The sequence below is a fragment of the Roseburia sp. OF03-24 genome, from assembly GCF_003463035.1.
GTDB classification, from domain to species: domain Bacteria; phylum Bacillota; class Clostridia; order Lachnospirales; family Lachnospiraceae; genus Roseburia; species Roseburia rectibacter.
Genome location: NZ_QSCK01000004.1, coordinates 105,204 through 117,921 on the forward strand (window position 1 = coordinate 105,204; position 12,718 = coordinate 117,921).

10 protein-coding genes are annotated in these 12,718 nt (G+C 39.2%); all 10 read right to left on the reverse strand.

Features of this window, described 5'->3' with window-relative positions; translation table 11 throughout:
• Positions 1-255 precede the first annotated feature (255 nt).
• The 10 genes from DXA60_RS03135 to DXA60_RS03180 all read right to left on the reverse strand — a co-directional run bounded on the left by DXA60_RS03135 (position 256) and on the right by DXA60_RS03180 (position 12,718).
• Positions 256-1,185, reverse strand: coding sequence for a ketopantoate reductase family protein (locus tag DXA60_RS03135; RefSeq protein WP_117919431.1), 930 nt, complete (start codon positions 1,183-1,185; stop codon positions 256-258).
• A 51-nt stretch (positions 1,186-1,236) separates the two neighbouring features.
• Positions 1,237-2,241 carry a helix-turn-helix domain-containing protein gene (locus DXA60_RS03140; protein WP_117919433.1) on the reverse strand — a complete coding sequence of 335 codons (1,005 nt, stop codon included), beginning with the start codon at positions 2,239-2,241 and terminating at the stop codon, positions 1,237-1,239.
• 172 nt (positions 2,242-2,413) lie between these two features.
• Positions 2,414-5,170, reverse strand: coding sequence for a M64 family metallopeptidase (locus tag DXA60_RS03145; RefSeq protein ID WP_243006737.1), 2,757 nt, complete (start codon positions 5,168-5,170; stop codon positions 2,414-2,416).
• Positions 5,171-5,217: 47 nt separating this feature from the next.
• Positions 5,218-8,568 carry a DEAD/DEAH box helicase family protein gene (locus tag DXA60_RS03150; RefSeq protein ID WP_117919435.1) on the reverse strand — a complete coding sequence of 1,117 codons (3,351 nt, stop codon included), beginning with the start codon at positions 8,566-8,568 and terminating at the stop codon, positions 5,218-5,220.
• Positions 8,569-8,660: 92 nt separating this feature from the next.
• Entirely contained in the window at positions 8,661-9,821 is a 1,161-nt protein-coding gene (locus DXA60_RS03155) for a restriction endonuclease subunit S (RefSeq protein WP_117919437.1), read from the reverse strand.
• A gap of 87 nt (positions 9,822-9,908) precedes the next feature.
• Positions 9,909-10,379, reverse strand: a complete 471-nt coding sequence (locus DXA60_RS03160) for a hypothetical protein (protein ID WP_182436992.1) — start codon at positions 10,377-10,379, stop codon at positions 9,909-9,911.
• Positions 10,376-10,837 (reverse strand): DUF3990 domain-containing protein, encoded by a 462-nt coding sequence (locus DXA60_RS03165; RefSeq protein ID WP_117919439.1) that lies wholly within the window; start codon positions 10,835-10,837, stop codon positions 10,376-10,378. Before DXA60_RS03165 ends, DXA60_RS03160 begins: the two co-directional genes overlap by 4 nt.
• 33 nt (positions 10,838-10,870) lie before the next feature.
• Complete coding sequence (gene xerA, locus DXA60_RS03170) at positions 10,871-11,839, reverse strand: site-specific tyrosine recombinase/integron integrase (RefSeq protein ID WP_117919441.1); 969 nt, start codon at positions 11,837-11,839, stop codon at positions 10,871-10,873.
• A 128-nt stretch (positions 11,840-11,967) separates the two neighbouring features.
• On the reverse strand, positions 11,968-12,552 hold the full coding sequence (locus DXA60_RS03175; protein ID WP_243006738.1) for a zeta toxin family protein: 585 nt from the start codon (positions 12,550-12,552) through the stop codon (positions 11,968-11,970).
• Positions 12,524-12,718, reverse strand: a complete 195-nt coding sequence (locus DXA60_RS03180) for a hypothetical protein (RefSeq protein ID WP_117919445.1) — start codon at positions 12,716-12,718, stop codon at positions 12,524-12,526. Before DXA60_RS03180 ends, DXA60_RS03175 begins: the two co-directional genes overlap by 29 nt.

Below are 12,718 nucleotides of genomic sequence, written 5' to 3' on the forward strand. Positions count from 1 at the left end.
AAAGCAGATACTACGAAAATGTTCAAATCCCTGTTCCTGCATATAATAATATACACTGTAATAACCGGAAACAGTAAAATCTGCCTTTAATGCCCAGAAACTCATCGATCGATTTCGGCGTGTCTGTAAAACCGGCTTTGTCAAATACCACTTTCTTGTAGATTAATCCATTTACACAGGCAGATGACATCAAAATGAAAGCTGTAAGAAATGCAGCACTGCACCGCAATTTGACTTTATTCCCATTCTGTTTTCTTATTTGTAATCAAATTTCCCGTCGTTCTTTTCTTCTAAGGCTTTGATCATATGATAAGTAAACTCATTATACGGTGTAGGAATGCCTAACTCTCTCCCCATACGAACGACTGCACCGGCAAACATATCTACCTCTGTGTGACGCTTTGCATCAAGATCCTGAAGCGTGGAATATCTAGCGCGGTCCATGACTTTGCTGCCAAAGGTTGAGGATGTATCCGATTTGTCAAAATCAATTCCTTTTGCCTTTGCGATCAGATCCACTTCCTCCCTGAGTCTGTCCCGCAAAAATGCCATATGTTCGCTGTCTTTATAGGCTCCGACGCCACAGCCAACCATAGCCTGCGCCTGATTATTTGGCACATTGAGCCGGAATTTGCTCCAGATTTCCGTAAGGATCACATCAGTTGCCCTGTAATGAAGCCCTGTATCCACAAAAAGATCATTTAATGCTTCAACTCTCTCTGTCCCTCTGCTAAGATCTGCTTCCCCGTAGATAATGCCGATCGTTGTCTCCGGCTCAAATTTTACATGGTTGCCATCTCTCTCCGATGCCACTTTGATCAGTGAATGTACGATTTTATCAGAAGAGATCACCTCTGAGATGATCTCCTCACTGTCCACGCCGTTCATCAAGCTGATAACGGTTGTTTTCTCTCCCACCACCGTCCGGATATCCTTTAATGCCGGGCGGAGTGCATTGTATTTCATTGCTACGATCAAAAGATCTACGCCGTGTGCCTCCTCAGGTGTTTTTATGACTGGATCGTATCTTTTATCATTGATAAAAAATCCTTCTTTTTCATAACGTGCTCTGCGTTCTCCTGACGCAACCACACACAGATCAATATCTTTCTTTTGGGTAAGTCCCCAGATGATGTAGGAACCTACTGCTCCTGCTCCAAGTATTGCAACTGACTGATATTTCATTTTACTCCATTCCTGCGTGTGAAAAATCTTATTTTTCACACTAGCCTGTTTTCATTCTATTTTTTTCTTTTCATTTTGCATGACCGCACGGAAAATACCTGATGCTGCAGCGAAAAGTACCCCTGCCACCGGCCAGATGATCCATGTAAAATCCCAACGCATTGTCCAGAAACTCCATCCCAGATAAATTGCAGTGGCAATACACCAGTACGCTCCGCTAAATGCATCTAACTTCTTTTTCAGTTTCTTTTCTGAAATAGTATAATCTCCCTCCTGCAAAAGAATATCATAACTTCCTTTTATTATACCGACACGGATTATCATATACACGCCACATGCTACCAGAATTAAAAGCAGCGATACAAAGCTGGTACATACAGCATCCGGTGCATCCATACATGCTGCCACCAAAAGCGGGATTGCCGCAACGATGCAGAGCACCACGCCAACGGCGATTCCTCTGGTAAATGTTCCCTCATAATTTTTTAATTTTTCCTTTGCAAGCCCTTCTACCCCATAGGCGGTTTCAAAACATTCGTTTTCCAGAAACTCGAATCTTTTTGTCTGCATACCGCAGAAAATAAATGTAAATACCGCTGCCGCCACAAATCCAAGCAGGCATACCAGTCCAACCGATGCAGCCACACCCTCGGAAATATTTCCAATCTGCGTCTCCGATAATCCTGCCAAAAATATCAGAACTGACGGACTGACGATACAGGCTGCAACTGCGGCCGCGATCTTCGGTGCATTTTTCTTCCGGACATCCATAAAATCATTTGCCTCTTCCATCGAAACCTTTTTTAATGGAAAATCTTTATCGGAAGGTTCCACTCCCTCAATGGGCTGCAGTGACTCACATTCATCCTTTAAAAGATAGTCCGTACTCACCCCAAAAATCTCTGACAGCTGGATCACCCTCTGAAGATCCGGTATTGACTGGGCACTCTCCCATTTTGACACCGCCTGTCTGGAGACGGAAAGTTTCTCTGCCAGTTCTTCCTGCGACCATCCGTTCTTTTTTCGCTCTTCCATAATTTTTTCAGCTAAAATCATAACTCATCCTCTTTTCTTTTTCAATGATGTGATCTTTGTTACGCCTCCATCATACCCATTTTGACCGGTTGCAGGCTACCAAATGTGCCTGTCAATCTGTCAATTGATGGTTGCAATTCCCGCAATTTAGGCATTTTCCTGTATTTTTTGATCCAGGAACTTTTTATCACTCTCACAAACGACCGCCCACTGCAAATTTAGAAAAGCTCTTTGTTGTAAAGTTCACTGTCTGTTTCTTAGAATCATAATAAGATTTTGAAATCTTTTTGACATTTCCTTTTTTGTTGATGGTGTACGCAAAAAGATCTTTCTTTTTTTCTTTCTTAGAAATCTTATAATGGATCTTTACGGTAACCTTTCCCTTTTTCAATTTTCCCAACGTTTTTTTCTTTGCACCTGTAACCGAAATTTCATACATTGGACGTTTTTTGACAATTTTACCTGCCTTTGAAGAAAGAATGCGTTTATCTAATTTCTTAACATGAAAATACACATCTGAATTCATCTGTTTTTTTATTTCTTTTAAGGCATTGCGGTCCATGATAACTGCAACATTTCCAAATTCCAATTGCAGTGCTTTTGCCTCTTTTTTGATAAGGTAATTAATCGTTGATTTATCAAGTTTTAAAACCTGTTTTTTCCCTTTCCTGGATTTACATTTTATTGTGACGGTCTTATTCTTTATTGTTTTATCTGTCTTGCTTTCAAGTTCTGGCACAGGTGTTACATTTGGAACCACTTCTGTTTCTCCCGGATTCGGCTTCTCTGGTGCCGGTTTTTCTGGTGTTGGTTTCTCCGGTGCCGGTTTCTCCGGGGTCGGTTCTTCTGGTGCCGGTTTCTCCGGTGTTGGTTCTTCTGGTGTCGGTTTTTCCGGGGGAATCAATGTCCCTCCCCCAGTTTGTGACTTCTTTTCTTTCACAGTAACCTGACAGGCAGCTTTACTCCCCGCATAGTTTGCATTACCGTTATATCTGGCAGTAAATAGATACGTCTTTGTCTTGTTCGGAAGTGATACCGTCCACTGATCATTTTCCTTCTTAACCAGTGTAATGCTGGAATCATTGCAAGTAATATCCACCGGTTCATCTGCGCTGATTCCCTGTTTTATAACTTTAAGTGTTACGCTGCCAGCACCCTCTGATCCTGTGGGCGTTGCAAGAAGCTTTAGTTCTGTAACAGCCTTTGTAATTTTCAAAGATGCCTGCCCATAACAGGATTTTGCAGAATCAGAAGATGCTTCAAAATAAATTGTATATTTACCTGCGTCTGTATAAGCCGGAAGTTCTTCTATTGTATAAGGTCCGTCCTCCTTCATACTGTATCGAAGATTCACACCCTCCCCTGGTCTAATGTCAAATGTATGCCTGTTTGAATCATACGGCACTGTAACCGGTCTTGTCGTACACTCTGCTATCTCCTGATCTTCGTCTCCGGAGGAATCATTGTTCTCCTGATAATAATAAACAATGTCCATGCTGTCTTCCGTGATCGTTATCTTATCCTGATCCACACTGTTTCCCACACAGGCATAACCGGATAACTCAGGATTTCTTAAGGTATATGTAGAATTGCGTGGTGCATGGACAATAGATGTTTTTGTAGCAGGAAGATCTGTTTCCGTTCCGTCTTCCATCTTTAACCGGTAATGAATGTTTACGGTACTCCATGCCTGGTCAGCTGTTTTATCTGTAGCTAAGACTTCCTGCGTATCCATGTTCACGATTTTTCCATCCAGTCTGTCACCGTTTGCCAGACCATACACATCATTAAGTACAACGGAAAGAGACTCTCTTGCAGCATCCGGGTCATAGAAATTTGTAAGGGCTTGGATGGTAAATTCTTTTTCTGCACTATATTTTACCGTTATTCCATCTGTGCCGATAATGCGAAAACTCATCTTAAGATGCTGTTCCTTATTCACCATATTTTGTACAACCGTGCGAAATTCCAAATCATGATCATTGGCTTTTGTGATATTAGACTCGGTAATTCTGTATTTTTCACTGTCTCTGTCAAGTGTCGCGGTTTTGTTATGAGGAATAGAAACTTCAGGATCACTGATATAAAGAGCCGCCGGTTTACTGACATAATCCGTGTTATTCAGCTTTCTTGCCAGTTCCATTTTGCAGACCTCACAAAACGGCTGTCCGAGCCACCGCATCATACATTCGCGACTGGGCGCAAATGCGGTATCCGTTCCTGCATTCGTGATTCCGATCCCGCGAAATCCTAACATTTTGCTCCATTTGATTTTCTCCGGATCAGTAGTGTCGGACATATTTGGTTTGTTGGTATATCTCTCATATTCATCGCCGAGTCCGCCTATACTATGGGCAGTCTCGTGAGCCATAACCATTCCATCACTATTATCCTCAGAATTTGTAGAAAAAGAAAATAATGGATTTACTGATGCACCATAGCTTCCTGTATCATTACAAAGTATATGAATCGTTCCAACATTTGCGCCTTCATCCAGATAATTTTCTTCCAGTTCTGTCCTTAACGCTTTGGCTCTTTCATCTCCGCCATTGGTAAATCCGGCTGCCTTTCCATATACTTTGACATGAAAATATGTATCCGGACTCTTACCGCCATACACTCCAATGCCTGCCTCGTTAGAAACTGCCTGCACAGCGTAAATATTAATACGGTCAGAATATTCCCTATATGGTGACCATGTCAGCATTCCACGCGCCTTTTGGGTGGCATCTTCCAAAAACTGATCCTGCTGACTGGCGGTATAGCCATCTCCCATGATCACGATCACAAAGTTTTCTTTATCATCACCAGTCTTATGAATTACCTGAACCGGAAATGTGGTTTTGGATTTTTCTGTATTTTTTGCCATTGCTGTTTGTGGCAAAAGCAACAATAATAATAACATCATATAGATACATACTGCTTGTATTCGTTTTGTTTTTCTTTTCATGTACTTCACCTTTTGTTGAATAAGTTTTCTCTTTGCTATCAGATTTTTTACGCAGTTTCCTCGGAATTGCGCTTGATGCTGTCCACAATGCTCATAATCTTTCTTGCCGAATCCATATCATCTTTAAACAAAGCTGTGATACTACCCGCCGACCGGAACGGTTCGTCCATCAGTACCCTGTTGTCATCAATATTTCCATTTGCAACAATATAGTCAACGATCAGCCTTACAAACCGGATCTGATTTACATTTAAACGCTCTTCTGTCAGGAATTCACTAAATGCTTCATTGACTGCTTCCCTGTCAACTCCTACAATCTGCCGTACCAGACGTCCAACTGGTGTATCTCCATACTCTTTTTCATAATCTGCTTTTGTTCCCAGTTCTTTCCAGAGAATTTCTTCTAACTCTTTTAAATCAGCCTCTGTAAGTCTTTTATTATGTCTCAGTTTAAATACTGAAATTTTACCCTTGTGATCCCGAAGGTAAAACTCCACTTTTTTCCGGTAATTTTTCAGATCCACGCTTGCATAGATAGGTTCTCCTTCGTTCCTATCTGTAATCTCATCCGTAAAATCGGTATAATAAATTCTTCTTCCTGCATGTTCCAGATATTGAAGCAGATCACGCAAAGCCTCCCTCACTTTGTCTAATTCCACAACCGTTACATCATCCCAGAAATTTGTCTCCTGAACTTTTTCAATCATTTCTTTTTTTGCTGCGACCTGTGGAAGCCGATATACTTTCGAGAGCTGTTCGGCTGTTGTCATCACAATTTGAATTGGTTTCTGGACGCTTTTGCTCTGTAATAATCCCAGATCAATGCTGTAAATCAGATAATCAAATCTCCGGGCAAGTTCATTTTCTTTTTTGGGTTTCATTAACGGTGCGATATGTTCTTTAATCTCGGATATTTCAATCGTCTCTAACTGATTCCAGCTTGACAGCTTCCGAAACATCTCTACATATCTGAGATGCCTTTTTACCACAAAGCTGTCATCATTTAATTCTATCACTGCCTGATTCAGCCCCATTACCAGCTCTTTTCGGTACACTGCATAATCCGCATCCATGACATACTGTGATGCCTGCAGTTCCCTGCATATCTGTGCCTTTGCATTATATATTTTTTCACAAAGTGATTCCTGAATTCCATTCTCAGAACCATTTTTATTCACCCGAAAGTATTCAAAATTATTACAGAAGTCGAAAATCAGAAAACGCTCTTTATCAATTCCCTCGCCCAGCAGATCTTTGCATAAACGCGTTCCTCTTCCTATCATCTGCCAGAACTTTGCATAACTGCGCACCTTTTTAAAAAATACAAGGTTTAAAATCTCCGGAGCATCAATTCCCGTATCCAGCATATCCACAGATACTGCAATCTGCGGCATTCGTTCTTTTGTGCCAAAATCATCAATCAGTGTATCTGCATATTTGATGCTATAATCGACCTGTTTGATAAAATCTCCACAATATTCCGGAAATAACGTGTTAAAACGCTCCACAATCTTTTTCGCATGAGGAGTGTTTTTTGCAAAAATAATCGTTTTTCCAATTTTATCCCCACCTTCGATCTTTAAGCCTTTCTCCATCAGCTCTTTTAATACCAAATCAATCGTGTCGTCATTAAAGAGCCATGTATTAACTGCGGTATTGGAAATATCCTCCTCCACCGTCTCGTCATCTTTGAAAGTTTCCTCAAACTTCTCCTTCTCTTCCTCAGATAACTCATTATAATGGATTCCTTCTTCCATGATCTTCGTTTTGTATTCCAGTGTCGAGTAAGTGACCAGATATCCCTCTTCTACCGCCTTTTCTAATTCATAAGCAAATGTCGGAACGCCGCGTTCAAGATCAAATACCCCGTATGTATTTTTATCAATTTCATTTTTCGGCGTTGCTGTCATGCCAAGAAGCATTGCATCAAAATATTCAAAAATTTCCTGGTACTTTTTGTAAATACTGCGGTGCACCTCGTCACAGATGATCAGGTCAAAATATCCCGGTGTAAACAGACGATCTCCATATTTATTTTTCGTCTCATCAATTGCATTCATCATAGTAGGATAAGTGGAAAAAATCATGCGGCAGGCTTCCGGATCATCTTTTCCTTCTACCAGGTTACAGCAGGATAAATCATCCAGTAAATTTGTATAACTGTTTTTCGCCTGCTTTACCAACGCCGTCCGGTCTGCAAGAAACAAAATATTTTTTACATAATTATGTTTCCGCAGCACATCCACAATGCTGATGCTGACTCTGGTTTTTCCCGAACCGGTAGCCTGCACGATCAGCATCTTCCGATGCTTTTTTGCAATTGCATCACAGACTGCTGTTACCGCTTCTTTCTGATAAGGACGGTTTGTAATATCATCCCGAATTTCAATGTTTTCTAACGGAGTTCTTAACTTTCTTCTGTCTATCTCAATCTGTAATTCTTCCTGCGTAAAGAAACCGGACACCTCACGCCTTGGATATCCCTCATTATCATTTGTATAAAAAATTTCGAATCCATTTGTGGTAAAAATCAGTGGACGCTGCTTATACTGATTCTGCAGACAGTCCGCATATAATTTTGCCTGCTGGCTTCCAACGATTGGATCTGCCGATGCTTTTTTTGCCTCTACCACTGCCAACGGCAAATGGTCTTTTCCCCATAAAACATAATCCACAAAGCCATTTCCTGAGGCATTGGGCATACCGGTAACCGGTTCCTCCTCCGTACAATTCCGTCCCATAATCCATCCTGCTCTCTGTAATTCCACATCGATATATCTCTTTCGCGTCTCTGCCTCGCTGATCTCATCTACATGGAACTCTCTGGTCTGGCTGTGAAGTGTACGCTGTGCCTGCATCTGTTTTCGCAGCTGCTCATTTTCCCTGCAAATTTCTTCTAATTTTTTATCTTTGCTGGACAGACTCTCATATAAACGTCTTAACTCCTCCGCTTTTACCCTTTTTTCATCCCCGGATGGCAGTATAGACTCATCAAAAAAACGTTCCGTATATTCTTTCGAATAGGAATAATCAATCCAGTCACAAAATTCAAACAGATCACGCAGGGCTATGACTGCCTCATCTCTTTTGATATTACTGTTCGTATGGACTGCGACATTTCCAAGATGGATCGTATATTTCAGCATCGGAAACAGTCTTGGTTCAATGATGCTGCGAAATGTAGGCTCATGGATCAGACTCGACACATTATCCCGATACGGAAGTGTCAGTTCCGCATCATAGGAAAACACAAATCGAACCGCGAGTTCTAACGCTCTTCTGGAGAGAATCGCACATGTCGCAGGCGATATGCTGATGCTCTTTTCTGCCTCTATCGCCTGTTTTGCAAAATCGGAATACTCTTCTTTTTCTAAAAGATAATCAAAATTAGTTTCCATGGCTGATGCTCCTTTTTCTTGTGTGGATAGTGATTAAGTCCTTTTTCGTTTATTTATTGTTGGATGATGATGTTAGTATTACAATTTTAATATCAAGCAGCGAGAGTGGTTTGTGGGGAGGTTGCAAGTTTCAATTTGTTGACTTGTTTGCAAAAATCCACAAACTGTTGCTGAAGTTCAATTGGGGGCACAATCAATACCAAATCCTCAATCTGTTGCTTTGTAATAGCTTCTCTTGTAGCTCCGCCGCTTGTAGCAATACTCCATAGTAATCTCTGGTAACTATCTTCTGTAAACATGCTGCAAAGGAATTCTGGTAATAGTCTATCCTTGCATCTTACAATTGCCACATGCTGATTTACTCTTGCTGGAATCAGCTCCTTTGGAACCGCGCAACATCTTGCAACCGAAGCTCCTGTAATGTTAAGAAGAACATCATTTTCTTCTATTGTTACATTAGATAACTTATCTGCCTGCTCATCAGTAATATAAGCTAAATCCTTATATTCAAACCGATTATTATATACATTCATACTACGAATGAGTGATATTCCTTCTGTTCCATAACTTTCTCTTCCACCTTTTGGAGTAGCTCCAGAACCAATCTTTGATGTCAAGTTTTTACAAGTATCTATATTCCATCCTTTTGTGTTCTGAACAGGGTCACCAAACATCTCGACAAATCGGGCTTGGATGAGGTTGTCTAACGAAGTTAATTCCATATTTCTCTTTACAATAATATCTGCAACCTTATCAAATAGCTCTGCTAACTCTATTTGCTTATCTTTGTTAGGTAAAGGAATAGAAATCTCATTAATATCTTTAAGAGACAGATTTAACTGAGCCACACCTTGTTTTTTTCTTTCGAACTGTTCAATAACTATCGGAGAAGTGAGTATAAGCTTAATATATGGCAAATACACTTGTTCATCCGAAATTCGAATAATGGCTAACGCCTGATTAGTATTTGCAGGAATCATCTCTTCTGTAACAATTGCAACTCTACCAATAGCTCCAGCAATTGAAAACAATACATCTCCCGCTTTTAACTGCGACCTTTTGAGTTTTTTATGGCATTCCTCTGAAATATGAGTTACTTTACTTTCCAAAAAAGCACCATTCTCATCAAAACATTCTATCTTTAAAAAGTTTACACCTTCATCTTTGAATTCATAACCAAGCGTTGTTGGTGTTGTACCTTTTGTAATCAAATCAGCTATTTCAGATAACTGAATACGTTTAATTTCTTCCATCTACATCATCCCCTATGGGCTGCTCGCAGCCCTGCAAATCCGAATTTATGGGATCAGATTGTGAGATAAAATACCTTATTTACTCCCTTAAAAACCGCCATTCTGATATGCTCTGGCAATAATATAGGATGGCTCGTAATATGCGCTACAATTATAATTATCTATTATATCACAAATATCATTATTATAAACCCTGCATATTCCATCAACATAATTTTCATTCCAAAGAGCCGTATCGACAATCAAACGCTGATATACTTTTCCCATCTGCATTGCCGATGGGATCTGTCTCACTAATTCTTTATTCACATCCGCAATATCAAAATCGCCTTTTTTTAACTGATAAGCTGCAATCCAGTCATCCTCTACATCTTTTGGATTTTCTGCATGAAGTACATTTGCCACACTAATCAAGTGGTATAATTCATCTTTTCCGATCCTATTTACAACATAACGGTTCTTTTGATGAATTTTTCTTGCCACCCGTTCAATCATATAACATATAAAATATAAATCATTCTTTTGAATTTCTTCATCTGGAAAATACTTATTTGTCATACATTTTCGCTCCCTTCAAACTGCAGCATTCTTAGCGATTGCTCTGTGCAAAATACAATTTGATGCGTCGGATATTTAAATTTTACCAATTCCCAAAAAGCAGATTTTTTTATATTTCCTGCCATATAGTCTTCTACATAATCCCATATCTGGTCATCAGCCATCGGTCCTTCCACAATATCATAATTATGCTCAATTCCTCTTCTACAATCCACAACAAATTGAAGCCACTCTTCCGTCATTTCCGAAAAAATTTTTGCTTCCTGAGATGATATATCCGAATATGAATATATATTTACAATAGATTCTCCACGTTTTGTTAATGCCCATCTTTTTGCCTGTTTCTTTATATTGGTACAATAAAATCCATATCCAAAATCTTTATAATGTCCATTAATCATAATTTTAGGTTCTGGAACCACAACATTGCTGCCATGATATACAATTACTTTGTCCATTTATTTTCCCCCGTTACCATCATATGTATATGTCTATGCAATATACTTCCGATGTGCTGTTTTTACATTATTCTGATTTACGATTGCATACTGCATCGTCGTGTCTATCTGAGAATGTCCCAAAATTTTCTGTACCTGTTCAATCGGCATTCCCTTATCAATCGCCCTCGTTGCCATCGTTCGTCGGAACTTATGCGGATGTATTCTCTCCATGCTGATTTTTCTGCCAAGCTCACGCACCCGTATTTCCACGCCGCTGATTTTTAATCTATCATACGGAGCATCTAAAGTTGTAAATAATGCCGGATTATCGTCATGGCGGCTATTGATATAATTTTGCAGATGCAGTTTTGCTTTTGCATCAAAATAAACTCTGCGCTCCTTATCTCCTTTTCCGTAAACGATACATTCTCTTTCTTCAAAATCAATATCTGAGATATTCAATCTTACCAGCTCTCCGACACGAATTCCGGTTGAATACAGAAGATCAATCATCGCTAAATCCCTCGCACATTCGCAGTTATCACGGAGTTTTTCAATCATTTCATCAGAAATTGTCTCTTTCACAGACTGTTTTGTTTTAATTTTATGTATTCGTCTCATAGGGCTTTTTAAAATATAATCCTCTTCCTCTAACCATGAAAAAAAGCTAGATATATTTCTACGCACATTATCAACCGTAACCTTACTGCAATTATTACGCTGCTGGTAATTTGCCAGATAACTTCGGATCTCATCGGTTGTCATTTTTCGAACCGGAACATCTAAAGTTGCAAGCAAATGTTCCACTGTCATTTTATAATATTGCAGCGTCCGCTCTGAACATCCTTCGATCTGCTTTGCATCTATAAACATTTTTAAATATGTTTCATTGGATGTCTGCTCTCTCTGCGGTGTTTCACTGGATAAGTTTTTAAGTAATACTTCCTGCAATTTTTTCATTTGCGCAATACTTAAAAAATCTGCCATTTCATTTAATATGCATACTAATTTTTCATCCATGTTGGTACTCTTTTCCTTTCGTACCAACATCCTGCGCCAACATCACTGTCAAAATTTAATTTATTATTTACGTTTTTCAGACTTATAAAACAAACCTATGCAATTTAAGAAATTACACAGGTTCTTTTCTACTGTAAACCAACTAATTTTTTTATTGTTTCCTCACTCCAATTATTATTTTCCCATATAAAATACTCTGTTTTTCTTTTTTTAAAAATCCTATACGGGACAGATGTATTATCATAAATATGCATTATATCTGCAACTTGAACTAATTCTGGAATAAGTTTTAACGCTTTCGAGTATCTGAAGCGAATTTTATCTTCCGGTACCCCATGTCCACCTAACGCCTTTCTAGACTCCACACGTAATATATTAACATTTACATCAGCAGTCAACACGTATATACATCGAATAAAATACCCTTTCTCTTTCGCTTTTTTCAATAATTCCAGATTTCTGTCCGTTGACATAACTGTTTCAAAAGTAAAGCTATTATGATTAACAATCGCCTGTTCTCTCGTCTTTTCAGCCAATTGCACTGCTTCAAGATCAGAACAATAGTTTGTTCTTTTTATATCATCTGCATTAATATACGGTTCAATAACTTTTACAATCTTTGTAATAGTTGATTTTCCGCTACCATTAGGTCCTGCAAATACAATTATTTCTGGAAACTTTTCCCTATACTGAGGCATATTTTCTCCTTCCATCCGGATACTCTAAAAAAGCCGTCTTTTTTTCAACATCATAGCCTGCAATTGGAACACCTTTTATTTTTTTTATCTCATTATCAATCCGAATAGCCTCTTTAAAACGCTCTGTTAATTCATCATCTGAAATTCCACACATAGAATCCAATTCATTCATTTCTAACAT